Source organism: Roseovarius sp. MBR-79 (genome assembly GCF_053628555.1).
In genome coordinates this window covers 1-22,872 of the sequence record NZ_JBRJGP010000016.1, presented here as the reverse complement: position 1 = coordinate 22,872, position 22,872 = coordinate 1, and the positions used below count along the sequence as shown (strand labels likewise).

Sequence of the window (22,872 nt, the reverse complement as noted above, 5' to 3'; positions counted from 1 at the left end):
CCTTGATCAGTCTGCCCGCAACTCGGGCAGCGTGAAGTCCATAAACCGCTGCTCCTCGGCGATGGTGGCGGCATCGATCACGCCGCCTGTGCCGTCGCCCACGGTTTGCACCGCCTCGAGCTGCCACATGGCGACGAGCGCAATGGCGAGCTCCGCTGTGACGCGCGTGTTGAGATCGATGCTTTCCTTGAGTTCGTCCATGTCGTCGATGAGCCCGACCAGCCGGTCGACGCGTTCCAGCGATTGGCCCGCGTCCTCGTAGCTGTTCTGGGCAGCGGCCGAGACGAGCGCGCCGGTGGTGGCTTGTGTGGCCACACGGTTGGCCCCGGGATTGCCGCTGGTGGCCATTTCCGAGAGGGTGTCGTCATCAAAGCCAAGATCGGCCAGCACCCGGTCCATCTGGGTTTCGATCTCGCCTGCGCCTGAGCCAGAGAGGCCGGAGAAGTCACCTGTCTTGATCGCCTCAATCGTGGCGAGGATATCGCCGAACTCTTGGTCGAGCAGGCCGTTCAGCTCGTCCTCCATCTCGGTGCGGATGATTTCTGGAAGCTCGGCGAGGCGGGTGAGGGCCTCGTAGGTTCTTTGCAGCTCCGCGAGTTGGTCCGTGAGTGTCGCAAGCTGTTCGCGGAGCTGCGTCAGCTGTTCGTTTTGTAGGATCTCGTCTTCGATCATCTGCCGGAGCTGCTGGATGTTTTGCGCGATGTTCTGGGTGTCGACGACGGGCACACCTTGCGCCAGGGCAAGGGAGAGGGTTCCCAAGTGTAGGCCAATCCCAAGTGTCGTGGCTAAGGCCGTTCTCAAGAGTAAATCTCTCATCAGTCTATCTCCCTGATCGTGAATTCCATGAACGCGCCCTCGGCCATGCGGGCGCTGGCCTGCGCCAGTTCTTCGGCGGAGAGAACGCGTGTGCGCGCCGCTTGCAGCCGAATGCGGGCGGCGACGAGGCGCACGAGTTCGGCGCGAGCATAGGTGTTGAGCGCGATGCTCTCCTGAACGTCTTCGGTCGTCGAAATCCGCTCGACGATATCCGCAATGCGCAGGGCGGCCTGCCTGATCGCAGCGGGTGAGTTGTTGCCATAAAAGGTCGCCCCATGACCCGTGAGGGAGAGGTTTGCATTTGCCAGAAGCGCGGGATCGATCGTACCGAGCGCTTCGATCCCGCCGATGCGGCCCAGGTAGAGATTGTAGCGTTCGGGGATGACCTGGACGTAGTGCTGGGTCTCGCGGAAAGGCGGCACGCCGCCATACTCGAACACCCGGCCGGGTCCGGCGTTATAGGCCGCGAGCGCGTTGATGATGTTGCCATCGAAGGTGTTGAGTTGGGTGGCGAGATAGCGCGCGCCGCCATGCACCTGCAGGTAGGGGCTGTCGTAGTATTCCGGGTTGATGCCGAGATCGCTGGCCGTACCGGGCATGATCTGAGTTAGGCCGAAGGCGCCGACCGGCGAGCGGGCGCCGATGGTGAAACGGCTTTCCTGCCAGATGAGCGCCTGTAGGAGTGCGCGCCATTGAACCGGCGAGAGACCCGCGCGGCCCACGCCCGCGAAACCGCTGGTTTCCTGGGCGACGCGGATGATGAGTTGCTCAATGTTTTCGGCGGCATCCCCGAACATCTGTGCGCCGCCGGGATTGGGGTCGATCTCGGCATTGCCGTAGACCGTTTCGACGGAACGGGCTGGATCGCCGCTGCCGCTTTCCAGCCCGGAGACCATTGCCGGCAGGCCCTGACCGCCGAAGCTGGTCTGGGCATCGAGGATGCGCTGCAGGGTTGCGAGTTGCTCGCGTTCGATCTCGGCAATGAGCTCGCGCACGGACAGCTTGTCCGCCTGGATCGCAAGGTCGGTCTCGCGATCTCCGGTCTCGACGATATCGCGCGCGGTCAGCCCGCTGTCATTGGTCGGCACGCCTTGGGAAAGGGCGATGCCGGGCAGCAGGCAAAGCACGAGGATATGGGGCAGTTTAGACTTCAATGCCGCCCTCCGGCGCGCCAAGGGGCGTGAAGGTGCAATCAGGTGCTGTGGGTGCCGTCGAGGCGAGGAAGGTAAAGCAGTTGGCCTGTGGCTCCTGGTACTGGGCGCAGGAGGCCAACACACCAAGCGCAGAAAAGAACAAGAAGATACGGGTCATGAAAGCCTCCAGAAATCAGGGCGGTCGCGGTAATCGGCGCCGACGAGCGCTTCACCTTTTTCCATGCCGCCGAGGATGGTGAGATTTGGCCCGAGGGCGCTCAGATCGGCATCGACGACGATGGATCCCTGGTCGTCGCGGATGAGCGCAAGGCGGCTGTCGCTGCCGGTGTTGAGAAGCACATCGAGTTCCTTCTCATAGAGGTTCAGCATCGCGTAGTCGGCGGCATGGGCGCGTATGTTCGGGAGCAGGATCTGCGTCGGCACCGCCTCGACGATGGTCTTGCCGGTCCGGGTGCGTTCGAGCTGGCTCGCGTATTGCGTCATCATCACCGCGACGGTGTTCTGCTTGCGCGCGGTCACCAGCCAGTTCGACAGCCGCTCGGCGAAATACGCATTGTCGAGCGCCTTCCAGGCCTCGTCGATCACGATGATGGTGGGGCGGCGATCCTCGATCTCGCGCTCGACACGGCGGAAGAGATAGGAGAGGACGGCCATGCGTTCCTTCTCGGCTTCGCTGTCGAGAATGCCGGTGAGATCGAAACCCACCACATCGCCTTCGAGCGAGAAGGTGTCTTCCAACGTCTGGCCGAATATCCAGCCGTAGCGGCCTTCTTCCGTCCATTCGAGCAGGCGCTGGTGAAGATCGCCGCCATCATCGGTGGACACAAAGAGCGATGCAAAATCCCGCCAGTTGCGCAGGGCGGGGTTTGTGGCTTGCGCGTTCTGGCGGACGACTTCCTGAATGCGGTTGGTCTGCGCGGGCGTCAGGGGCTTGTCAGCGCGGTAAAGAAGCGTGGCGAGCCAGTCCGACAGCCAGGCCGTGCCACGACTATCGGTTTCGGTCCAAAGCGGGTTGAGCCCAGTAGGCTGTCCCGCTTTCAAAGACGCATAGCGCCCGCCATTGGCGCGGACCGCCATCTCCATACCGAGCCGGTAATCGAAGACGAAGATCCGCGCCCCTGCTCGACGGGCCTGTGTCATGAGAAAGGCCGACAGCACCGACTTGCCAGACCCGGGCCGCCCCATGATCAGCGTATGCCCGCTGGTCGGTTCTTTCTCGGGGCTACCCTGCTCGTGATAGGAAAACCGATAGGCGCTCTGCTCGGGCGTGGGAAGATAGGTGATGACTTTGCCCCAGGGCGTTTTCTGAGCAGGCTTGCCGAGCTGGGTCCGATGAAACGCCGCGAAATCCGCGAAGTTGCGATTGGTGATTGCACTGGCACGGACGCGCTTGGGCTGGTTGCCGGGATGCTGGCTGAGGTAATGCGCCTTGGCCGCGACCCGCTCGCCAATCATCTTCACGCCTTCGGCGGCGGCGGCGTTGACGATCTCGGCGCTAAGGGTCTGCAACTCGTCGAGCGTATCACAGAAGATCGTCACGACCATGTGGTGCTCGCCGAAGCTCTGGCGTTTGGCTTCGAGATCATCGGCGGCGATATCGAGGGCTTCCATGAGTGACAGGGCCGCATCCTGGCTGGCTTGCATCTGGCGCTTTTGCCGCTTGATGCGGCCCGCCATGAGGTTCGAATTGATCGGCGTGAAGGAATGCGTGACGATCATGTCGACCGGCAGGTTCAGCATGTCGAACATGGTGCAGGAGGTGGCCTCGGAATATTCCCCGATGGTAAAGCTCTTGCCATAGCGATGTCCCACGACGCCTTCGGTGAGCTCGAAGTGATCGCCTTGGAACGTCACCCGGGTATTGGCGACGTTGAAAGACAGAAAGCCATAGGTGTTCGCCGGATAGAGCGGCAGTTCCTGGCCGGTGTTGAGGGCGCCCAGAAACCCGATCAACTCGCCACTCTTGGCTGACAGGACGCGCGGGTTCAGCTCGGTCAGGCCCGACAGGAAGACATTCACGGCCTCGCCCAGACGGCGCAGACGCCTCTCGGTAGCCTCCTTGAGACGGTCCGGCGCGCTTCGGTTCAGGAAGTGCAGGACGCTTTTCGGGGGCGGGCGGTGGATGACCGTAAGCGTCAAGGTTTTGTCGCGCAGGCCGCTGGTCTCGAGCTTTGTCCGCCAAAGCCGATCCACCTCTCCCGCAAAACTGTCCTCGCGCACCGGCTCGAGGTCTGGCGTGATCGCCTTCGAGACCTTGTGGACGTAGTAGCTGAACTCCGGCCCGAGCTGCGCGATGATCCGGGCAAAGAGCGCGGTCACCTTGTCGAGATAGGCATCATCCGTCGTGTAGCTGTTGACCCCATCGAGTCGGATGCACTGGAAAAGCTCGTTCACCCGCGTCCGAACGGTGCGGTCATCGACCACGCTGACGTAAGGAAGCATATGCGCAAGGCGGGTCTCGCGCGCATACCAGTCCGGCGTCATGGTGCGGGGATCGAGCCTTTCGTCCATGGCAGTATTAGGGCGCATAGCTGTCCCCGCCATGGATGGAGCGGTTCCGCGTGGGTGGCGTTTCCTGCAGCGCCGTCATCATCACGTCGATGAAACGCGGGTCCCAATCTGCGGCCTTCCACAGCACCGGATAAAGAAGGGCGGCCACGCCCAGCGCCCCGATGTGCTGGACCCAGACGAACAGGAGCACCGAACCGAAGAGCCAGACCATCGCGTACATGATGGGCAGGCCCAGAAGCTTCGGCGGGCGCACGAGGCCGAGAAAGAGAGGCGCGCGCTCAGCCACCGGCAAAAACCGCGGCAACGATGGTGGGGGCGGCGGCAACACCGGCGATGCCGACAAGCACCCAAAGCGCTTGGCGCAGATCGATGATGTTGAAGAACCAGCTGAGAAAGACCCCGAGAACGGCAAGCGTCGCGATGACCACACCAAGGGGGCCGGTCAGCGCGTCGACAATGCCCTGCAACAAGCTCTGGATCGGGGAGAGATCGATGCTTTGTGCAAGGGCGGGCTCGGCAATGAACAGGAATAGCGCCAGCGAGGCGACAAAGAGGTTTGAAATCTGTCTCATGAATTTGATCCTTCCAATCGGGCCACGACAGCCATGACGCGGGCCACGTGGTTCTGGGTTTCTCGGTAAGGGGGAATGCCACCGTGTTGGCGCACGGCGTCCGGCCCCGCGTTGTAGGCCGCCAGCGCCAGATGCGGATCGCCGAAGGTTTCCAGCATCATCGCGAGGTAGCGGGCGGAGCCGTCGAGGTTCTGCAGCGGATCACGCGGGTCGACGCCCAGATCACGCGCAGTTGCTGGCATCAATTGACCAAGGCCAATGGCACCCGCACTTGAAATCGCATCCTGCCGGTAGGCGCTCTCAACCTCGATATTGGCGCGGTAGAGAGCCAGCCAATCCCTCATGGAGAGCTCTGCGCGCCGCAGGCCCGGATGGCCGGCATAGCGCAGGGCCGTTGCCTCGATGCCTAAGAGAACGTCTGCGCGGGGCAGGGGTGCTGGCTGGGCGAGTGCCGCAAACCTCAGCGCGTCAGGTTCGGAAGCTGCTTCAGTCTCGCCAAGAATGGCCAAACCATCGGACGCCGATCCCTGACCAATGCCGTCATTGTAGTTTCGAGCAAAGCTGCTTTGGGAGCGTGACGGGATCAGGGAGCCGTCGCTCTCCATGACCAGGACCATTTGAGCTGAGGCAGGTGCTGCGACCAGCCAGAGACAGACGAGGTTAGCTGCCAGCGCCCTTGTCTGATGGGGCTTTGTCTGGCGGCGCAAGTTTGTGCGTACGGCTTGTCCCCGCCTCAAGCGGCAGGTCGACATGCGCAAAACCAAGGCCAATGAAGAAAGACACCACGCCGGAGATCGTCTTGAACTCGCGGATCTTGATATCGTTGTAGGTCGTCCGCGTGCGGGCGGTGACCAGGAGCTTTTCCTCGCCATCATCAGAGACAATGCGCATGATCCAGACCCCGTAATAGCTGGGGCCTTTCTTATGTGCCGACTCCTGGCACAGGATTTCTGCGCTATAGCCGCTTTCCACGAGCTCGCGGAACCTGGCTTCCGTAACCACATTTGGTGCTTCGATGTCCCAGTTCATGGCCCGGCTCACGCTTTCTCCAATGGCGCGACCCCAGGCATTCCCACTTGAAGCCCAGAGTTACGATAGTATATTATCAACCGCAAGATGTAATATCATGCTTTAGCTGTAGTTTGGTCACGCAAACACTAGTCTCGGGCAGTGTCCGCAATCAAGGAGATAACAGGTTTGAGAAACCCGAGGTTGATATGCCTGCTCCCATTGCAAGCTCTGGTCCTTCTAATCTGCGTTTCCGGGCCGGTTTTGGCGGAATCCTGCTTCGCCCCGGCCCGTCCTTTCCTGCCAAGCGATTCGCAGGCGGCGCGGGACTATGCGGACATCATCCGTGGCGATTTCGAAGACTACATCCAGGATATCCAGAGCTACTTCCGTTGCCTCGACAGCGAACGCGCCCGCGCTTTCGAAGAAGCGCGCGAAGTCAGCGAGGACTATGGCCGATTTCTGCAATTGGTAGGGGATTGATGGGCAACCTCGGGAGCATCAGACTTGTAGCCCATGGAAACCAGACGCCGATAACACCCTCATATATCTACTTTTTAGATAACAGATTTCATCCGCTAGCGACGTCACAAAAGGTATGTGACGCGTGGCAAAAACAATCAGAAGCACGGGACAGGTGGCACTCTGCCAAGCATTGGTCGACGCCCGCATCAAGGCGGGCCTCGGTCAGGAGGACTTGGCGATCAAGCTCAAGTGCCATCAATCCCTCGTGGCGCGCATTGAAAGCGGCCAGCGCCGGGTCGACGTCGTCGAGCTGGTCGTTCTTGCGCGGGCCATCGGCTTTGACCCCTTCGAGGTTTTGGCGACCGTCGATGCCGCCACGGAGCCCGACCACAGAATTTGAAAGCAAAGAAATTTTCAAACGTACCGAATTGGACGTCCCCATGTGAATTGAGCTCCTCCAGGAAGAGTAGTCATCCAACATCCACCAAGTACGGCATGCGATCCGAGCGCGCACTCAGTGACACGATGCCGTAACTGCAGCGCCAATGTGCAGGAAGTCAGTAAACAGTGAACGATGATAAAGGTGAGGGCGTCGCGATCGCCAATCTGATCGGGACCGATGGGTGCAGCATTGTTGGTTGGGTGTATCGATGGACGACGGGCGCGCATGCGGTGATGTGGGACGTCCACGGGCCCCAGCCGGTGTCGGAAATCCGGCCGGATTTCACCGCGGAACAGAAACAGGAAATCGACTTCGACGCGCTCACCCGGATCGGTAGAGACGAGGGCGGGTGAGGTGAGAACCCGCAATGTTTGCCGAAATGCCTAATAGCCTATGGACCGCGACGGATATGCGGTGTCGTCGTACAAGCCAGAGAAACGGGGTTCCGAGGCAAGCCAATGCAGCGGCAGGTCAGTAGTTCACCTGTTCAAAGCCGTAATTGCCCTCATAGTCGCGCCAATCGACGAACACGGAACGGTGATAAATGCCGGGGCAATGCTCGCCCCAGCGTTCAAGGCCTACGTGAGCCGAAGGAAGGTCAGTGACGGCAGACCTCTGCCAAGAGAAATCGCCTTGGGTCCCGTAAGTGCCGAGGACCACGGTCGCGCTGCGATTGCAGTCACCGTCACGACCGGATTCATGCTGCCGTGCATAGCGAACATCAAAGACACGGATGGACCGCACGAAATTGAACTCGGGACCGCTGATATCGATGTCCGCGCGATCCTGAACAAGCCGGAGTGCCTGGTCGGTGGGAACGAGATCATGGACTTGCAAGGATTGGAGCGGTCGACGGCTGTCCGTCTGGTAAAAGGCTTCAAAGATGCGGCCAGCGCTGTTTAATGGCCGATCGCTCTCATAGGAAGCGCCCATGGGACACCGCCAGATCTGCAGCGGCGGTTCCACCGGCCAGGGCGTAATCCGCCGGATGAATTCGGCGCGCGCCCGGGCGCAAGGGACGGAAGCGGGCCAGCCGCCCGACAGACACAAGAGGATCGCGCAATCGATAGAGTAGGTCTGCGCGCGGGCGGGCATCGGCAGCGAAAGACCTGTCACAGTTAGGGCAACTGCGACCGAGGCGGGGAGCTTATTGAATAGATGGCGCATGCTGAGAACCCTCTGTGACAAGGCTCAGCATACATACGATAATATACTATCGCAACACTAAGTACAAAGACGCATAATGAAGTTTATGTTAATTTACTGAGTTGATGAACTCGGAAATCAGTTTCAAGCCCACCCTGTCTTTAGTGGCAATCAAATGGGTCTCATGTTTCTGTGGCATCTCTAGGATCGGAATCTCTGTGACAGACTTTTTAATCAGACTGCTGTTGCACAAGAACACCGCAACTCCGATACCCTGTAAGACAGCCTCGTACATCAGTGGGAACGTCGCCATCGTTACCGTTCTTTCAAGCGCAATGGCGTGGGTCCGACAGGCGTTTTCAAGCAACTTCCTCGTCAAGGACCCTCTTTCGGGAATAATGACCGTTTCCTCCTGTAGGTCTTTGAGAGATACGGATGCCTGCCCGCTCAACGGATGTTCATTTGGACAATAAAGAACGCATTCGGCGCTCTCAATGTGAATGCGCTCCCATGCATCGGAAACCGGTGCATCTGTGATCAAACCTACATCGGCTAGTCTGTTGCGGAGCATATTCGTCGCGGTGGACCAGTCATAAAGGCCAAAGTTCACTTGAATATTTGGAAAGCGTTGCCTGAACGTTGCGATAATCCTGAGTGCCGGTTGCGGTGCGTTGCCAATGACGTTCAAACGCCCGTTTTTCATGGCATTGTAGCCTTCAAGACGCTCTGAGACCTCGGCATCCAATGACACCATGCGGTCGGCCAGATCATAAAACTCCTGCCCTGTGGGCGTCAGCTCCACCCCGTCTCGACCTCGGCGCAGCAGAAGCGTGCCGACGGTCTTTTCCAGATTGCCAATATGCTGCGTGATTGTGGATTGCGTCACGCCCATACGCGCCGCCGCAGCGGAAAAGCTGCCCTCGCGGATAACATAGGCGAAGGCGATGAACTGATGATGATTGGGGCGCATAGAGCCTCCTTTCGCGCAACTCATAGACCCCATCGGTTTCACTAATATGACGTCACAAAATTGTGGCTCAGCACCAGTAGCCTTGGGTCAACGAATGGGGGAATCGAATGGCTGGCCTGTCGATCTCATCGGTGACCAAACGCTTTGGGGACACCGAGGTGCTGAAAGGCGTGACGCTGGACGTCGCGGATGCGGAGTTCGTGTCGCTTGTTGGGCCGTCAGGGTGCGGGAAGTCGACATTGCTGCGCATCATCGCAGGTCTTGAGGATCCGACCAGCGGCGACATTGCGATTGATGGCAAAGGCGTCACCGGGATGTGCGCGGCCGATCGCAACCTGTCGATGGTCTTTCAATCCTATGCGCTTTATCCGCATTTGACCGTGGCCGAAAACATCGCTGTGCCGTTGCAGATGCGGTCGCTTACAACCACGCAACGGCTGCCTTTGATCGGCCCTTTTCTTCCGGGTGCCAAAGATCAGCGAGCCGAGATCGCTACGGCGGTGCAGAAAGCGGCCGAAATGCTTGAGATTGGCACGCTATTGGATCGCAAGCCCGGCCAACTTTCAGGTGGGCAGCGACAAAGGGTGGCTCTGGGGCGCGCGCTCGTGCGGGAACCGGCGGCCTTTCTGCTCGATGAGCCGCTGTCCAATCTGGACGCCAAGCTGCGGGTTCAGACACGGGCCGAGATCGCGCAGCTACACCGTCGCCTGAACGCGACATTCATCTACGTGACCCACGATCAGGTCGAAGCGATGACCATGTCGGACCGGATCGCGGTCATGATGGGCGGTGAGATCCTGCAATGCGACGCGCCCAGCGTCATCTACGAAGATCCCAGCGACATCCGCGTGGCGGAGTTTATAGGTTCGCCAAAGATCAATATCCTGCCGATTGAGCTTGCCAATGCCAAGTTGACCCTGTTTGGCCGCGTTTTGGGCCATGCCACTGAGGCGGCACAGACAGGCGTCTATCAATTGGGCCTGCGCCCCGAAGCGCTGAAACTCACGCAGTCAGAGCCGGTGATGACCGGAACGGTCGCGCATATGGAAAATCTGGGATCGGAGGTTTATGCGCAAGTCGCCTTGGCGGACCAAACCTCCCGCGTGACCCTACGTGCGGCCCCTGCGGAGCGTCACAACTTGCGACTGGGTGCCGAGGTGGGCCTTGGCTTTGATCTGCAGGACGGTTTGATTTTCGATGCGGATGGCAAGCGCAGGCGACGCATTGAAGTCGCCGTCATGCATGAGCGAGAGGTAGCCTGATATGGCTGCGATTGACGCGCCAGCCGCCGCGCGCGCGCCGCGCGAAGTGAACCGGCAGGCCCGGACAGCCTGGGGCTTGGCTTCTCCGGCACTGGCTTTGATGTTCTTGATCCTTTTGGTGCCAGTTGTCGTTGCGGGCGTCTTGTCGTTTACGAACTACTCGCTTGGAAATACTGGCTTTGACTGGGTCGGGTTCAAGAATTACGACCGCCTGTTTTCCCGCTCGACCTATGAGAAGATGTTCATCGCGACCTTTACCTATGTGGCCGTGGTCGTGCCGGTCTCGGTCGCATTGGGGCTGGGCGCAGCGCTGCTCGTGAATTCGCTGGGGCGGATTGGGGATGTCTACAAGACGATCTATTTCCTGCCGGTCATGGCGACGCTGCTGGCGATGGCCATCGTGTGGGAATTCATGCTGCATCCAACGATTGGCGTAATCAATCAAACCTTCGAGATGTCCTGCGGCACCTTCCTTGAGGTGATCCCCTTCCTTGGCAATGGTTGCGCTGACGGCTTCCCCTTGTGGCTCGGGGATCGGGATTACGCCATCTGGGTGCTCTGTTTCATCGGCATCTGGCAAGGGTTTGGCTTTAACATGGTGCTGTATCTCGCCGGGCTAACAGCTGTGCATCGCGAACTATACCATGCCGCCGAAATGGACGGTGCCAAGAGCGCATGGGAACGGTTCCGGCTCGTCACATGGCCCGCGCTTGGGCCGACAACTGTGTTTGTGGTGACAATCTCTTGCATCCGCGCCTTTCAGGTTTTTGACACTGTCGAAGCCTTCTGGCCCCAAGGCGGCGGGCCCAACAAATCCACCTATGTGATGATGTTTGCGATCTTTGAGAAAGGCGTGCAGCAGAACCTGATCGGGATCGGTTCAGCGATCACCATGCTGTTTCTGGTCTTCGTGATGTTCCTCACCCTGGTCCAGCGCTGGCTGGTCGAACGCAAGGTGCATTACTGATGACCCGCGATATCTGTAAACACCTGATCCTTGTGATTGGCGCGATCATCGTACTGGCGCCGTTCTACATGATGCTCAGCTATTCCTTCAAAAGCCCGGGCGAGATTGATCGGGGTGTAGGCGGCTTCTTTGGCGCGCAAGAGATGATGGTCGACCCGCGCTGCGTCAAACTGCGCGACCCAAACCGCGATGAAGTAGCAGCCGCGGCTCCTCAATATCCCGGCAAATCCGACAGCGAGATCCGCGCCGCGATCATGGCGCAGGCCGAAATCGACTGTTCCATGCGCCCTGTTGTATTCAACTATTCCAAAGCCTTCATCGAGGCGCCACTGCTGCGCTATTTGCTAAACGGGGTGATCGTCACCGCGTCGATTTTCTTTATTCAGGTGCTTGTCGCGCTGCCTGCTGCCTATGCGCTGGCCAAGCTGAAATTCTGGGGGCGAGAGGCAGTGTTCGGGCTGGTGCTGTTCTGCCTGTTGATCCCAGTACACGCGATTGCCCTGCCGCTTTACATCATGCTGGCCAAGGTTGGGCTGACCAATACCTATGCCGCGTTGGTGGTGCCCTGGACGATCTCGGTCTTTGGGATTTTCCTGATGCGGCAGTTCTTCATGACCGTGCCGGACGATCTGATCGATGCCGCGCGCATGGACGGAATGACCGAGTTCGCCATCGTCTGGCGCGTCATGCTGCCCACCGCCATCCCTGCCCTGCTCGCCTTTGCCATCTTCAGCATCGTCGCCCATTGGAACGACTATTTCTGGCCGCGCATCGTGGTCACCGGCAGCCGGGACCTGTTCACCCCGCCGCTGGGCCTACGAGAGTTCAAAGGGGACGCGGATGGATCCTTTTTCGGGCCGATGATGGCCACCGCCACCATCATCGTCACACCGCTTATCGTCGCATTTCTGGTCGCACAACGCCGCTTTATCGAGGGGATCACGCTGTCTGGAATGAAATAGGGTGGGATCGCTCCCACCCTACTCGTCGCCCTTTCGGGCTTATCACCGGGGTCTGCCAATCGCCAAACCGTCAGCCCCAACAACTGGAGTAGATGTAATGAAATACACGCTGACTGCAATGGCTGTGGCCCTTTCTGCCACGGCCGCGTTCGCTGAGGACAAGGTGACAATCGAGTTCGCCTATCCCTATAGCCACCTCTTTGACGTCACCTACGAGGCGATGATGCCCGCATTCAAAGAAGCGCATCCAAACATTGAGGTGAAGTTTCGCGCAACTTACGAATCCTACGAAGACGCCACAAACACCGTTCTGCGCGAAGCCGTGTCTGGTAACCTGCCAGACGTAACCATGCAGGGTCTGAACCGTCAGGCACCGCTTGTGGACAAGGGCATCGCACAGTCGCTGGAGCCCTTCATCGCTGCCGAAGCCGATTTCGAAAAAGACGGCTATCATCAGGCGATGCTCGCGCTCTCGACCTTCAATGACGAAGTGCACGGCCTGCCGTTCTCGATCTCGCTGCCGGTTGGCTACTATAACATGGACATCCTGAACGAAGGCGGCATCACCGAGCTGCCAACAACGTGGGACGAGGTGATCACCGCTTGCAAAACCATGAAGGCCAACGGCATCGACAACCCGATCTTCTGGGGTTGGAACATCACCGGCAACTGGTTCATGCAAGCCCTGCTGTGGAGCCAAGACAAGGCAATCGTCGAGAATGGCAACGTCACCATGGACAGCCCCGAAGCGCTGGTTGCTTTGGAGCAGATGCAAGAGATTTTCACCGAATGTGAGATGAAGAATCTTGAATGGAAAGCGGCGCTGGCCTCGTTCTCGGCGGGTGAGATCGGCATGATGTTCTGGTCCACCTCCGCACTGGGTGCAGTTGAGCGTTCTCAGGGTGATTTTGAGTTGGTCACAGGTCCGTTCCCGGGTCTCGACGGCGCGCCGATGGGTCTACCTGCGGGCGGCAATGCCGCGATGCTGACATCTACCTCCGACGATCCGAAGGTGCGCGAAGCAGCCTGGACCTGGCTCAAGTACATCACTTCGGGTGACGGTGCCGCCGAAGTGGCGAAGACCACGGGTTACATGCCGCCGAACAAAGCTGCGAACGAGATCATCCTTGCTGATTTCTATGAGCAGAACCCGAACAAACAGACCGCCGTGGACCAACTCCCGTTGCTGCGCGACTGGCTGGCCTATCCGGGCGACAATGGTCTGGCGATCACGCAAGTGATCTATGACGGGCTCGAGCGGATCGTCACTGGCGACGCCACCGACATGGAAGAGCTGCAAGAAGAGCTGGTCGAAGAAATCGCCGACCTGCTGCCGAACGGCTAAACGCTGTTTGCTGGTCGCCCCTCCCCGGGCGGCCAGCGCCCTAACCGAAAGATGCAGTCATGAAACTCGTCCATATCTCTGACATCCACCTCACCTGCCCTGGCGAGCGGATGGGCGGCCTCGATCCCCATCGCCGATTTGCACAGGCTTTGGGCGAGGTCCGGAACAAGCACCAAGATGCGGACCGGATCATCATCACCGGTGATCTCACCCATTGGGGCGAACCGGACGCCTACGCAGCGCTCAAAGACGCGCTTGTCGATCTCCCCTGCCCCGTTCGCTTGCTTATGGGCAACCATGATGATCGCGCGAATTTTCTAAGCGCCTTCCCTGATCAGCCGCGGGATGAGCACGGCTATATAAACTATGCCGAAGATCTGCACGGCACCCGTCTGATCTATCTCGACACCACCGCGCCGCGCACGCATGCTGGCCATTTCGGTGCGGACCGGGTTGCTTGGCTTGAGAAACAACTGGAAAGCTGCAAACGCGCGAGACTGTTCATGCATCACAACGTCATGACACTCGGCCAGCCCGCCGAGGACAAAATTGCACTAGTCTCGGAAGACCGGCCTGCCTTTGCCGACTTGCTGAAACGCTTTGCCAAAAAAATCGACTATCTGCATTTCGGCCATATCCATGCGCTTTGCACCGGGGTGTATTTCGGTATTCCGTTTGCTTCCGTCCGTTCAACCGGCAATCAATCCCTGCCCGACTTCACTGAGACCGAACTCCTACATGGCGCGCCCATGGCACCCTCGTTCGCAGTGATCGAGGTCAGCGAGAACACGACCGTAATCCACGACATTCCTTTCACATGGGACGGCCCGGTATTCTCCTCGGGCACCGGCTGGGACGACTGGGCCAAGCCTGTGGCGGCTGAATGAAGTTCATCCACCTCACGGACACGCATGTTGTCGGCTCCGGTCTGCTCTATGGTCGGGATCCGGCAGAGCGACTGACCGAGGCTGTTACGTCGATCAACGCCGAACACAGTGATGCAGAGTTTGTGATTGTAACGGGTGATATGACCCATTGGGGCGACGCAGATGCCTATGCGCGTTTTGCCAATGAGATCACCAAGCTGCAAATCCCCTTCCATCTTATGGCAGGCAATCACGACGACACGCCGTCGCTGATGCAGACATTTCCGAACCTGCCGCGTGACGAAAATGGCTTTGTGCAGCAAGCGATTGAGACGCCGCGCGGGAGGTTATTGCTGCTCGACACTAAGGCCCCATTAGGCCACTCGGGAGCTTATTGTGAGGCGCGCCGCGACTGGCTGTCCCACCAATTGGAGGCGTCCGGCCCCGTCTATCTGTTCATGCACCATCCGCCGTTCGAAGTTGGGATCAAAGCGATGGACGCGATCATGATGCTGGATGCCGAGGCGTTTCATGACGTAGTTGCGCCGCATAAAAATCGCATCCGCCACCTGTTCTTTGGCCATGTGCATCGGGCGATCTGGGGCAATTGGCGCGGCATCAGTTATTCATGCATGCGCGGGCTCAACCATCAGGTGGCCCTTGATCTGAACGCCCCGGCCGGGCGGATAAACGGCAATTTTGAACCGCCCGCCTATGGCGTTGTTCTGTTGCAAGACGATCAGGTGACCGTACATCTGCACGATTTCAGCGACACGTCCGAGAGCTTTCAGCTATAAGTGCTCAAAGGCCAACGTAAGACCTTTGATCTTTCGCCGCGCCGCCGGTGTTTTTCCTGCTTTTGTCATGCCAGTGTCACCCGCGTGACCTAGACAAAATTCATTCGGATGAATCGGACATGATGCGCGACAACTGGACAGTAATTCGGGACGCCCTTTCAGATGACATCCGCTCAGGACGGCTGTCAGCGGGGGATCAACTGCCGACGGAAACCCAACTGGCGGATCGATTTGAGATTGGTCGACATTCGGTGCGGCGCGCGCTTGAAGCGCTCGCGCGCGACGGAAAGATCAGCATCGAACAGGGGCGCGGCACCTTTGTCGCCGATGCGCCCCGGCTGACCTATCAGATCGGCAAGCGGACCCGGCTGCGCCGCAACCTGATCCCGCAGGGTGTGGATGTGACCAGCCGGCTTCTCTCGGCGGGCCGTGTGGCGGCCTCTGATGCGGTGGCAAAGGCCCTGCTGTTGAACTCTGCTGCCAAGGTGACGGAAAGCCAGCGGATCACGCTGGCCAATGATCTTCCGGTCGCTTTCGGAGCCAGCTACCACTGTGCCGAACGCTTCCCCGATTTCGCTGAACGCCGGGACGTTCTGGGGTCCACGACGGAAACCTATCGGTCTTTCGGGATCGACGATTATCTGCGGCAGCACACGTCGATCTATTCGCGCGCAGCAAAACTTGATGAAGCGAAGACCCTCAAACAGCACCCGGATGTCCCCGTGCTGGTGGTCACGGCCATCGACGCCACGCTTGACGGGACGCCGATCTCGACCAGCCGGGTCATCTGGTCCGCAGGGCGGGTGAACTTCACAATGGAGCATTCCGATGGATGACACGCTGAGCGTGCTGGCGCGCGCCCATGCAACAAAGCTCAAGAGTTTTGCGGAAACCCTGATCCCGGATCTGGGCGAGATCGAAGTCCTGCAATCGCAAAGCGGTCTGGTGATGCTGCCGATGCGCGACACGGCCAAAGGCGTCGCCTTTCATCTGGGCGAAGTGCTAATGAGCGAAGCGCATATTCGCAAGGGCGAGGTGCAAGGCTACGGGATGCGGCGCGGGCATGACCTCGAGGCCTCGATGGCGATGGCGCTAGTTGATCTTGCGATGGCGACAGATGTGCGTCGCGCCGATTGCAAGGCGTTTTGCAACGCGCAGGCCGAGGCATTGCAACAGGCAGACGAAGATGTGCTGCGCCGCGTCGAGGCCACCCGCGTGAACATGGAGACCTTCTAATGCTTGCCACCCCTGCGCCAAGCCTCGCCGAGACGCGAGACAACGCAGCTTTTGACGCTTTACTGTGGACGTTGAGCCGCCCCGGATTGCCCCGTGATCTGCCAGAGCCGGGAGAGCAAAGCATTGTCCCCGCCCTGCTGGACAGGGAATGTCTGGTCTACGCGGCCGACCCGCTCCTGATGCCCGAGATTATGCGCACAGGCGCCGAACTGACGGACATCGACAAGGCCGATCACGTCTTCCTGGGGGCGATGACCTCAACAGATTCGCTTGCGGCCATTGCAATCGGGAGCGATTTCTACCCCGACGATGGAGCCACCGTGATTGTCCGCGCCACAGTCGGATCGGGACCGGCCCTGCGCCTCAAGGGTCCTGGGGTTGATGGCGCGGTGACCCTTCAGCTTGGTGGGCTCCCGGATGGGTTTTGGAAAGCGCGCTCAGCGCGTCTGAGATACCCGATGGGGTTTGACCTCTTCTTCGTTGACGGCGCTCGCGTCGTCGGCGTGCCCCGATCCACAACGGTTGAGGAAATCTAATGGCCTATGTCGCAACACGCGGTGGTGAGCGGGCCATCGAACAATCCGAACGGCTTTTTCGCGAGGAAATGGGGAGCTTTGACCGCGACCGCGTCGAGGAGATGAAGAAAAGTCTGCCCTATCTGATTGACCGGGTCATGGGCGAAGCCTCGCTTTATGATGAGGACTTGGCCGCGCTCGCTTTGGCCCAAACGGGTGGAGAGCTTTATGAGGCCGTTTTGCTGCTACGCGCCTGGCGGACCACGCAGCCGCGGTTGCAAGTGGCGGAACCGATCGAGCAAGATACCTTGTTCACGCATCGCCGCATCTCTGCTGCCTTCAAGGATATTCCCGGCGGCCAGGTTCTGGGACCGACGCTCGACTATGCGCACCGCATTCTGGCAACCGACGTGCTGCAGGGCGAAACCTACGCCCCCGAACCCGTCGAGCCTGCGGCCAACCCGTCGCCCGCCTATCAGCCCAGCGTCAGCGCATGGCAGGCAGAAAATGACCTACTTGATCCCCCAGCGGACGATCCAACCAATGGCAACGAGATCCCCGATCTAACGCGCGAGCCACTGCTCTTTCCGTCAAAGCGTGCCCACACGTTGCAAAGCCTCGCACGGGCCGAAACCGGTGGCGTTCTCGCGCTCGGTTATGCGGCTATGCGCGGTTACGGACAGGCCCACCCAACGGTGAACGAATTGCGTTTGGCCGAAGCGGAGATTGCCGTTACCCATCCCGATGGCAGGCAGTTTTCGGCGGGACGGGTCAAGGTTTCTCAGGCCGAGGTTGTCGACAAAAAGGGCGAGAAGTTGGGCATCGGCTATGCCGCCACCTTTGGCTGGAACGAAGTCAAGTGCATCGCAGCGGCAACGCTCGATCTCAACAGTCCGGGGGCCGAGAAGGGCTCTGCGACCGAAGAGGAATTCTTCCTCTACCATACAGAAGGCGTCGAAAGCTCTGGCTTCTGCATCCATTTCAAGCTGCCGCATTATGTGACGTTCCAGTCTTCGCTGGACGCGATGCGGGATGCAAAGGCCAAGAAGGCGGCAGGCGCGCCCAAGAAACAGGAACCCGCGGAATGAGCCTTTCAAGCCTGACCAAACCATGGGAAGCGATGAGCTATGGCTTCCTTGATGGCTCTGCCAAGCGCGAGCTGCGCCGCAAGATGCTCAAATCCGTGGCGGTGCCGGGCTGCCAGATGCCCTATGCCAGCCGCGAAGTGCCGATGGCGCGCGGTTGGGGTACTGGCGGGCTTCAGGTGTCACTGACGCTGGTGAACCCGCAAACACGCGTGAAGGTTATTGACCAGGGCGCGGATGACAGCGTCAACGCAGCTTCGATAAGGCGCTTTATCGCGCGGGTTGCGGGGACGCCCACGACGATGGACACGCTGGACGCGGACCTGATCCAGTCGCGCCACCGCATCCCCGAGGAAATCCTGCGCGAAGATCAGGTCTTGGTGTTGCAAGTTCCGAACCCAGAGCCGCTGCGACCTGTCCAGCCGAATATGTCCATCGCGCGCCAGATGCATGCAGATGCAGACTATGGGCGGATGTGGCTGCAGCTCTATGAGCAGATCGTGCGCTCCGGCCGGGTTATGCAAGGCGCTAGTTATCCCAGCCTTGTGCATGGTCGCCATGTCATGACACCCTCGCCCATCCCCCGTTGGGATGTCCCGAAACTGCACATGGCCAAGCACCTGACGATCTTGTCGGCTGGCAGGGAAAAACGCATCTTTGCAGTGCCGCCTTACACGCGGGTTGAGCCTTTGGTCTTCTCGGATGTGCCCTACAAGGTCGAAGAGCACGGCCTCCTGACCTGTACCCGCTCCGGCACAACAGGCTTTTTCATGAACGAAATCCCGCAGGATGATGGCACGTCCAGCTTTGAAGTCTCGGACAGCGAATGGGGTGTGAAGACCATTCGCGCGCGCGATGGTGAGACCGAAAGCCGGGGCGAGACCTGGTACAAAGACGGGGAGATGCGGCAATGACGCTGACGCTTGATGCCCCACGCATTGTTGAGACCCGCCCGCTGCTTCAGGTGCAAGGCGTCTCCAAATCCTATGGCCCCGTACAGGCCGTGCGCAACGTCTCTGCCCATGCCTATCCGGGTGAGGTGCTGGGCATTGTCGGCGAAAGTGGATCTGGCAAATCAACGCTTCTGCGTATGATGAATCTTGAGGAAATCCCGGAGGATGGAAGCTACACGCTGGATTTGCCAGATGTGTCCGGCAACCTCTTTGAACTGGACCGGTTCGCCCGACGGATGCTTTGCGCAACCAAGATCGGGATCGTGTATCAGAACCCCCATCTTGGCCTTTTGATGAAACACTCATCGTCAGGCAATGTCGCCGAACGTCTTCTCGTTGCGGGGGAACGCAGCTTTGCGACCCTGCGGCAGGCGGCGACCGAAGCATTGGATGCCTCGGAGTTTCCGCTGGATCGCCTCGACGCACCGCCGATTGAACTCTCCGGCGGCATGCAACAGCGGGTGCAACTGGCCAAGGCGATTGCACTTGAACCGGCCCTCCTGCTGTTGGACGAGCCAACAACGGGTTTGGATGTGAGCGTGCAGGCCCTGGTGCTCGACACGCTCAAGCGCCTTCAGCAAGATCGACAGATCACCATGGTGATCGTGAGCCACGACCTTGGCGTCATACGCACGTTAGCTGACCGGGTCATGGTGATGCGGCGCGGTGAAGTGATCGAGACCGGGCTTGCGGATCAGATCTTTCAAGACCCGCAACACCCCTACACGCAACAACTGGTGCACGCGAAACTATGACCGTTCTAGACATCCAAGGCCTGACCAAAGGCTTCTCGCTGCATCATCTGGCCAAGGATATCCCGGCCTTCGAGGATATCACCTTTCGCGTCGCGGCTGGTGAGTTTGTCCTGCTCAAGGGCGCAAACGGCGCGGGTAAATCCACGCTGCTGCGCACGCTCTATCGCTCCTACCTGCCGCTGGCCGGAGAAATCCGCTTTCATTCCAGCCATGGCGTTATCGACCTTGCCCGGGCGGCGGATGTAGACATTGCGCATTTGCGGCGCACGGAAATTGGGTTTGTCACGCAGTTCCTGACAGCCCGCCCGCGCGTGAGCGCCGAGGCCATCGTGGCCGAACCCTTGCGCCTTGCCGGGTGGGTGCCGGAGGCCGCATTGAACGCCGCCCGCAAGGCGCTTGAAACCTTTGGTGTAAAGCCAGACCTCTGGGCCGCCTACCCCACAACCTTCTCTGGCGGTGAGCAGCAAAAGGTCAATCTGGCCCGCGCTCTGATCCTGCCACAAAAGCTGTTAATGCTGGACGAGCCGACCGCCTCGCTTGACGCCAATGCACGCGCTGCGCTTGTGGCCCGACTGCAAGAACTGAAGGATCAGGGCACGGCGATAATCGGCGTGTTTCATCATCCTGATGATGTGATGCACCTAATTGACCGCGTGGTTGATCTGACCCCCGATGATGCACCTCAAGAGGAGCGAGATGATGTGGCTCTCTGACGTAACACTCATCCTGGCGGACCGGATCATCGAGAACGGCGCGCTGAAGATCGAAAACGGTATAATCGCCGAGATCACTGGGAGCCCAGGCCAGCCATCAGGTTTCACCGTGTTCCCGGGCTTCATCGACATGCACGGCGACATGATCGAGCTGGAACTGGAACCTCGCCCGAAGGTAGATTTTCCGATGGAAGTCGCGGTCGGTCATCTGGATGCGCGCCTTGCCGCGGCTGGGGTGACGACGGCCTATGCGGGCGTCTCATTCTCGCGAAGCGCGAAAGATGGAGAGCGGCGGTCCTTTGAGCATACGAGCGCAATCATTCGCGCGCTCAAAGATAGCATCCAGGGTCTCCGGGTCGATCACCGCATCCATGCGCGGTTTGACATGACCTATACCGATGCCATCGCGGCGCTCGAAAGTTTGCTGGTCGCTGGCGCTGTCGATCTGGTGTCCGTCATGGATCACACCCCCGGACAGGGTCAGTATCGCAACATCGAAAAGTTGATTTCTTACCGTATGCGGGGCGGAGCGAGCGAAGCCGAAGCCCGTGCACGCCTTCGGGCTCAGATCGAAAACGCCGTTCCTGCTGAAGAGATGCTCCGCAATTTAGAGGACGTCTCCCGCCTATGCAAAGCCCATGGTATTGCGATGGCGAGCCATGATGATGACACAGTGCGTAAAGCCTATCTGATGGCGGATATCGGGGCTGTTATCAGCGAGTTTCCAGTAACGATAGAAGCCGCTCAGGTTGCGAAGGAACGCGGGCTGATGATTGCCATGGGCGCTCCAAATGCGATGCGCGGGCAAAGCTACTCAGGCAATTTGTCCGCTCGCGAGGCCCATGCGGCGGGTCTGTTGCACATCCTGGCGGCGGATTATCACCCTGCTGCTATTTTGCCAGCCATCCGCGCCCTTTCCGCGTCTGATCCTGATGGCTTGGTCGGCGCCGCTCGCCTCGCCTCAAAGAACCCGGCAAAGGCACTTGGCCTCACAGATCGGGGCGAAATCGCGATCGGCAAACGCGCCGATTTGGCCGTTGTCGATGCGGCAGACCGCGTTGTTAAGACCTTTGGCGCCGGACAAGTCATCTTCTCCAATGGATCCGGGCCGAAAACTGCCGAACAGTCCGCCGTCGCCGCTGTGGCGTAGCAGAAGTTTTACAAAACAGACTCTTGGACGTCACAGAAGCCCATCATGGTTCATGGGAAATTCATTCGGATGAATCGCCATGACCGCTGCCCTAACCCTCACCGGTGTTTCCAAACTCTTTCACGAGACGCGCGCTGTTGACGACGTCACACTCAAGATCGAACCCGGCCAGTTTGTTGGGGTCATCGGACGTTCCGGCGCTGGAAAGTCCACAATGCTTCGTCTGATCAACCGCCTTATCGACCCCACGCAGGGGTCGATTTCGTTTGGGGGCTCTGAAATTACCTCGCTGAAGGGCAAGAACCTGCGCAACTGGCGGCGTGATTGCGCGATGATCTTTCAACAGTTCAACCTGGTTGACCGGTTGGATGTGTTGACCAACGTGCTCATAGGGCGCTTGGCAGAGCATGGCTTTCTCAGTTCGATTGCCATGCAGTTCACCGATGCGGAACGGGCGATGGCGCTTCAGGCGTTGGACCGACTGGATCTGGTGCCGCAAGCCCTGCAACGCGCGGGCACCTTGTCTGGTGGTCAGCAGCAGCGGGTCGCGATTGCGAAGGCACTTGTTCAGCAACCCAAGATCATGTTGGCCGACGAGCCGATTGCATCGCTTGACCCGGCCAACGCCACGCTTGTCATGGACGGCCTGCGGCAGATCAACAAAGAGGACGGGCTGACCGTTCTCGTTAATCTTCACACGCTCGACACCGCACGCGCCTATTGCGACCGGATCATCGCGATGCGCAATGGCCGCGTCTTCTTTGACGGTGTCGCCGCGCAACTGACCGATGATGTGGTGCGTGACATCTATGGCCTCGAAGGCCTGAGAGAATTCAACGAGGCAGTGACGTCGACCCAATCGGTCGCCCTGCCCGCCTGACAAGATATCCAATCGCCAAACCAAACCAGGGGGACCTGACCATGAAATACCTTATCACAACAGCATTGGCCGCCGTGCTTGCCACGTCTGCCGTCGCAGAAGACTGGAAAGAAGACTACCAAGTCATCAAGTTCGGCATCCTATCGGGTGAGAACGAAAAAGACCGGATCGCACGCTATACCCCGTTCGAAGAGTATCTCGAGCGCGAACTGGGCGTCGAAGTCGAAATCTTCACAGCCGGTGCGTATGACGGCGTGATCCAGGCGCTTGCCGCCGATCAGATTGAATTCGCCTTCCTCGGG

Annotated in this window: 29 protein-coding genes; 19 read left to right on the top strand and 10 right to left on the bottom strand. The window is 59.4% G+C overall.

The genetic code is table 11. The features are described 5' to 3' along the window. Nucleotides 1–6: 6 nt before the first annotated feature. Genes ACSSV8_RS15305 through ACSSV8_RS15270 form a run of 8 tightly spaced genes read right to left on the bottom strand, consistent with a single transcriptional unit; the run spans nucleotide 7 to nucleotide 6,082 of the window. Nucleotides 7–816 carry a type IV secretion system protein gene (locus ACSSV8_RS15305; protein WP_288960352.1) on the bottom strand — a complete coding sequence of 270 codons (810 nt, stop codon included), beginning with the start codon at nucleotides 814–816 and terminating at the stop codon, nucleotides 7–9. Then, nucleotides 816–1,943 (bottom strand): lytic transglycosylase domain-containing protein, encoded by a 1,128-nt coding sequence (locus ACSSV8_RS15300; RefSeq protein ID WP_454283027.1) that lies wholly within the window; start codon nucleotides 1,941–1,943, stop codon nucleotides 816–818. The genes ACSSV8_RS15305 and ACSSV8_RS15300 overlap by 1 nt, the downstream gene beginning before the upstream one ends. Before the next feature lie 16 nt (nucleotides 1,944–1,959). Beyond that, entirely contained in the window at nucleotides 1,960–2,127 is a 168-nt protein-coding gene (locus ACSSV8_RS15295; protein WP_197918508.1) for a hypothetical protein, read from the bottom strand. Beyond that, nucleotides 2,124–4,499 carry a VirB4 family type IV secretion/conjugal transfer ATPase gene (locus ACSSV8_RS15290; RefSeq protein WP_454283026.1) on the bottom strand — a complete coding sequence of 792 codons (2,376 nt, stop codon included), beginning with the start codon at nucleotides 4,497–4,499 and terminating at the stop codon, nucleotides 2,124–2,126. Before ACSSV8_RS15290 ends, ACSSV8_RS15295 begins: the two co-directional genes overlap by 4 nt. Continuing rightward, nucleotides 4,489–4,767 (bottom strand): type IV secretion system protein VirB3, encoded by a 279-nt coding sequence (locus tag ACSSV8_RS15285; RefSeq protein ID WP_164193003.1) that lies wholly within the window; start codon nucleotides 4,765–4,767, stop codon nucleotides 4,489–4,491. Before ACSSV8_RS15285 ends, ACSSV8_RS15290 begins: the two co-directional genes overlap by 11 nt. Then, on the bottom strand, nucleotides 4,760–5,053 hold the full coding sequence (locus tag ACSSV8_RS15280; protein ID WP_012187163.1) for a TrbC/VirB2 family protein: 294 nt from the start codon (nucleotides 5,051–5,053) through the stop codon (nucleotides 4,760–4,762). Before ACSSV8_RS15280 ends, ACSSV8_RS15285 begins: the two co-directional genes overlap by 8 nt. After that, entirely contained in the window at nucleotides 5,050–5,670 is a 621-nt protein-coding gene (locus tag ACSSV8_RS15275) for a lytic transglycosylase domain-containing protein (RefSeq protein ID WP_107817820.1), read from the bottom strand. The genes ACSSV8_RS15280 and ACSSV8_RS15275 overlap by 4 nt, the downstream gene beginning before the upstream one ends. A 43-nt stretch (nucleotides 5,671–5,713) precedes the next feature. Beyond that, a complete protein-coding gene (locus ACSSV8_RS15270) occupies nucleotides 5,714–6,082 on the bottom strand; it encodes a hypothetical protein (RefSeq protein ID WP_107817821.1) in 369 nt (122 codons plus the stop codon). A gap of 210 nt (nucleotides 6,083–6,292) precedes the next feature. Here ACSSV8_RS15270 and ACSSV8_RS15265 point away from each other — a divergent pair, with 210 nt between their 5' ends. From ACSSV8_RS15265 to ACSSV8_RS15255, 3 genes are all read left to right on the top strand, one after another. After that, entirely contained in the window at nucleotides 6,293–6,544 is a 252-nt protein-coding gene (locus ACSSV8_RS15265) for a hypothetical protein (RefSeq protein ID WP_073038180.1), read from the top strand. A 124-nt stretch (nucleotides 6,545–6,668) separates the two neighbouring features. Continuing rightward, nucleotides 6,669–6,926: a helix-turn-helix domain-containing protein gene (locus ACSSV8_RS15260; protein WP_454283025.1), complete on the top strand. Its 258-nt coding sequence runs from the start codon at nucleotides 6,669–6,671 to the stop codon at nucleotides 6,924–6,926. A 167-nt stretch (nucleotides 6,927–7,093) separates the two neighbouring features. Then, entirely contained in the window at nucleotides 7,094–7,321 is a 228-nt protein-coding gene (locus tag ACSSV8_RS15255; protein ID WP_454283024.1) for a hypothetical protein, read from the top strand. A 118-nt stretch (nucleotides 7,322–7,439) separates the two neighbouring features. On the opposite strand, the gene ACSSV8_RS15250 is transcribed toward ACSSV8_RS15255, so the two are convergent. Both ACSSV8_RS15250 and ACSSV8_RS15245 read right to left on the bottom strand, forming a co-directional pair. After that, a complete protein-coding gene (locus tag ACSSV8_RS15250) occupies nucleotides 7,440–8,135 on the bottom strand; it encodes a hypothetical protein (protein ID WP_454283023.1) in 696 nt (231 codons plus the stop codon). An 88-nt stretch (nucleotides 8,136–8,223) separates the two neighbouring features. Further along, nucleotides 8,224–9,084: a LysR family transcriptional regulator gene (locus ACSSV8_RS15245; protein WP_454283022.1), complete on the bottom strand. Its 861-nt coding sequence runs from the start codon at nucleotides 9,082–9,084 to the stop codon at nucleotides 8,224–8,226. Nucleotides 9,085–9,191: 107 nt separating this feature from the next. Here ACSSV8_RS15245 and ACSSV8_RS15240 point away from each other — a divergent pair, with 107 nt between their 5' ends. The 16 genes from ACSSV8_RS15240 to ACSSV8_RS15165 all read left to right on the top strand — a co-directional run. Then, entirely contained in the window at nucleotides 9,192–10,346 is a 1,155-nt protein-coding gene (locus tag ACSSV8_RS15240) for an ABC transporter ATP-binding protein (RefSeq protein ID WP_454283021.1), read from the top strand. A 1-nt stretch (nucleotide 10,347) separates the two neighbouring features. Further along, nucleotides 10,348–11,313: a carbohydrate ABC transporter permease gene (locus ACSSV8_RS15235; RefSeq protein WP_454283020.1), complete on the top strand. Its 966-nt coding sequence runs from the start codon at nucleotides 10,348–10,350 to the stop codon at nucleotides 11,311–11,313. Beyond that, complete coding sequence (locus tag ACSSV8_RS15230; RefSeq protein ID WP_454283019.1) at nucleotides 11,313–12,275, top strand: carbohydrate ABC transporter permease; 963 nt, start codon at nucleotides 11,313–11,315, stop codon at nucleotides 12,273–12,275. Before ACSSV8_RS15235 ends, ACSSV8_RS15230 begins: the two co-directional genes overlap by 1 nt. A 97-nt stretch (nucleotides 12,276–12,372) precedes the next feature. Further along, a complete protein-coding gene (locus tag ACSSV8_RS15225; RefSeq protein WP_454283018.1) occupies nucleotides 12,373–13,620 on the top strand; it encodes an ABC transporter substrate-binding protein in 1,248 nt (415 codons plus the stop codon). A gap of 59 nt (nucleotides 13,621–13,679) precedes the next feature. After that, on the top strand, nucleotides 13,680–14,507 hold the full coding sequence (locus tag ACSSV8_RS15220) for a phosphodiesterase (protein ID WP_454283017.1): 828 nt from the start codon (nucleotides 13,680–13,682) through the stop codon (nucleotides 14,505–14,507). Further along, complete coding sequence (locus tag ACSSV8_RS15215) at nucleotides 14,504–15,283, top strand: phosphodiesterase (protein WP_454283016.1); 780 nt, start codon at nucleotides 14,504–14,506, stop codon at nucleotides 15,281–15,283. Before ACSSV8_RS15220 ends, ACSSV8_RS15215 begins: the two co-directional genes overlap by 4 nt. A gap of 47 nt (nucleotides 15,284–15,330) precedes the next feature. After that, nucleotides 15,331–16,119, top strand: coding sequence for a phosphonate metabolism transcriptional regulator PhnF (phnF, locus tag ACSSV8_RS15210; protein WP_454283015.1), 789 nt, complete (start codon nucleotides 15,331–15,333; stop codon nucleotides 16,117–16,119). Next, nucleotides 16,112–16,519 (top strand): phosphonate C-P lyase system protein PhnG, encoded by a 408-nt coding sequence (locus ACSSV8_RS15205; RefSeq protein WP_454283014.1) that lies wholly within the window; start codon nucleotides 16,112–16,114, stop codon nucleotides 16,517–16,519. Before phnF ends, ACSSV8_RS15205 begins: the two co-directional genes overlap by 8 nt. After that, nucleotides 16,519–17,055: a phosphonate C-P lyase system protein PhnH gene (gene phnH / locus ACSSV8_RS15200; RefSeq protein ID WP_454283013.1), complete on the top strand. Its 537-nt coding sequence runs from the start codon at nucleotides 16,519–16,521 to the stop codon at nucleotides 17,053–17,055. Before ACSSV8_RS15205 ends, phnH begins: the two co-directional genes overlap by 1 nt. Beyond that, nucleotides 17,055–18,122, top strand: coding sequence for a carbon-phosphorus lyase complex subunit PhnI (locus tag ACSSV8_RS15195; protein ID WP_454283012.1), 1,068 nt, complete (start codon nucleotides 17,055–17,057; stop codon nucleotides 18,120–18,122). Before phnH ends, ACSSV8_RS15195 begins: the two co-directional genes overlap by 1 nt. Beyond that, entirely contained in the window at nucleotides 18,119–19,033 is a 915-nt protein-coding gene (locus tag ACSSV8_RS15190) for an alpha-D-ribose 1-methylphosphonate 5-phosphate C-P-lyase PhnJ (protein ID WP_454283011.1), read from the top strand. Before ACSSV8_RS15195 ends, ACSSV8_RS15190 begins: the two co-directional genes overlap by 4 nt. Further along, nucleotides 19,030–19,827: an ATP-binding cassette domain-containing protein gene (locus ACSSV8_RS15185; protein WP_454283010.1), complete on the top strand. Its 798-nt coding sequence runs from the start codon at nucleotides 19,030–19,032 to the stop codon at nucleotides 19,825–19,827. The genes ACSSV8_RS15190 and ACSSV8_RS15185 overlap by 4 nt, the downstream gene beginning before the upstream one ends. Continuing rightward, nucleotides 19,824–20,540, top strand: coding sequence for a phosphonate C-P lyase system protein PhnL (locus tag ACSSV8_RS15180; protein ID WP_454283009.1), 717 nt, complete (start codon nucleotides 19,824–19,826; stop codon nucleotides 20,538–20,540). Before ACSSV8_RS15185 ends, ACSSV8_RS15180 begins: the two co-directional genes overlap by 4 nt. Continuing rightward, nucleotides 20,527–21,690 carry an alpha-D-ribose 1-methylphosphonate 5-triphosphate diphosphatase gene (locus tag ACSSV8_RS15175; RefSeq protein WP_454283008.1) on the top strand — a complete coding sequence of 388 codons (1,164 nt, stop codon included), beginning with the start codon at nucleotides 20,527–20,529 and terminating at the stop codon, nucleotides 21,688–21,690. The genes ACSSV8_RS15180 and ACSSV8_RS15175 overlap by 14 nt, the downstream gene beginning before the upstream one ends. Before the next feature lie 79 nt (nucleotides 21,691–21,769). Then, nucleotides 21,770–22,570, top strand: coding sequence for a phosphonate ABC transporter ATP-binding protein (gene phnC, locus ACSSV8_RS15170; RefSeq protein WP_454283007.1), 801 nt, complete (start codon nucleotides 21,770–21,772; stop codon nucleotides 22,568–22,570). A 41-nt stretch (nucleotides 22,571–22,611) separates the two neighbouring features. Then, nucleotides 22,612–22,872 (top strand): PhnD/SsuA/transferrin family substrate-binding protein (locus ACSSV8_RS15165; protein ID WP_454283006.1); only part of this gene is annotated, 261 nt, incomplete at its 3' end.

Bases quoted from the DNA above. Each gene is read 5' to 3' on its own strand.
- ACSSV8_RS15225 (WP_454283018.1), top strand. From the start codon at position 12,373: ATGAAATACACGCTGACTGCAATGGCTGTGGCCCTTTCTGCCACGGCC.
- ACSSV8_RS15290 (WP_454283026.1), bottom strand. From the start codon at position 4,499: ATGCGCCCTAATACTGCCATGGACGAAAGGCTCGATCCCCGCACCATG.
- ACSSV8_RS15215 (WP_454283016.1), top strand. From the start codon at position 14,504: ATGAAGTTCATCCACCTCACGGACACGCATGTTGTCGGCTCCGGTCTG.
- ACSSV8_RS15275 (WP_107817820.1), bottom strand. From the start codon at position 5,670: ATGGTCCTGGTCATGGAGAGCGACGGCTCCCTGATCCCGTCACGCTCC.
- ACSSV8_RS15185 (WP_454283010.1), top strand. From the start codon at position 19,030: ATGACGCTGACGCTTGATGCCCCACGCATTGTTGAGACCCGCCCGCTG.
- ACSSV8_RS15280 (WP_012187163.1), bottom strand. From the start codon at position 5,053: ATGAGACAGATTTCAAACCTCTTTGTCGCCTCGCTGGCGCTATTCCTG.
- ACSSV8_RS15250 (WP_454283023.1), bottom strand. From the start codon at position 8,135: ATGCGCCATCTATTCAATAAGCTCCCCGCCTCGGTCGCAGTTGCCCTA.
- ACSSV8_RS15190 (WP_454283011.1), top strand. From the start codon at position 18,119: ATGAGCCTTTCAAGCCTGACCAAACCATGGGAAGCGATGAGCTATGGC.
- ACSSV8_RS15270 (WP_107817821.1), bottom strand. From the start codon at position 6,082: ATGAACTGGGACATCGAAGCACCAAATGTGGTTACGGAAGCCAGGTTC.
- phnH (WP_454283013.1), top strand. From the start codon at position 16,519: ATGCTTGCCACCCCTGCGCCAAGCCTCGCCGAGACGCGAGACAACGCA.
- ACSSV8_RS15240 (WP_454283021.1), top strand. From the start codon at position 9,192: ATGGCTGGCCTGTCGATCTCATCGGTGACCAAACGCTTTGGGGACACC.
- ACSSV8_RS15205 (WP_454283014.1), top strand. From the start codon at position 16,112: ATGGATGACACGCTGAGCGTGCTGGCGCGCGCCCATGCAACAAAGCTC.
- ACSSV8_RS15175 (WP_454283008.1), top strand. From the start codon at position 20,527: ATGTGGCTCTCTGACGTAACACTCATCCTGGCGGACCGGATCATCGAG.
- ACSSV8_RS15180 (WP_454283009.1), top strand. From the start codon at position 19,824: ATGACCGTTCTAGACATCCAAGGCCTGACCAAAGGCTTCTCGCTGCAT.
- ACSSV8_RS15220 (WP_454283017.1), top strand. From the start codon at position 13,680: ATGAAACTCGTCCATATCTCTGACATCCACCTCACCTGCCCTGGCGAG.
- ACSSV8_RS15295 (WP_197918508.1), bottom strand. From the start codon at position 2,127: ATGACCCGTATCTTCTTGTTCTTTTCTGCGCTTGGTGTGTTGGCCTCC.
- phnC (WP_454283007.1), top strand. From the start codon at position 21,770: ATGACCGCTGCCCTAACCCTCACCGGTGTTTCCAAACTCTTTCACGAG.
- ACSSV8_RS15235 (WP_454283020.1), top strand. From the start codon at position 10,348: ATGGCTGCGATTGACGCGCCAGCCGCCGCGCGCGCGCCGCGCGAAGTG.
- ACSSV8_RS15305 (WP_288960352.1), bottom strand. From the start codon at position 816: ATGAGAGATTTACTCTTGAGAACGGCCTTAGCCACGACACTTGGGATT.
- ACSSV8_RS15195 (WP_454283012.1), top strand. From the start codon at position 17,055: ATGGCCTATGTCGCAACACGCGGTGGTGAGCGGGCCATCGAACAATCC.
- ACSSV8_RS15245 (WP_454283022.1), bottom strand. From the start codon at position 9,084: ATGCGCCCCAATCATCATCAGTTCATCGCCTTCGCCTATGTTATCCGC.
- ACSSV8_RS15230 (WP_454283019.1), top strand. From the start codon at position 11,313: ATGACCCGCGATATCTGTAAACACCTGATCCTTGTGATTGGCGCGATC.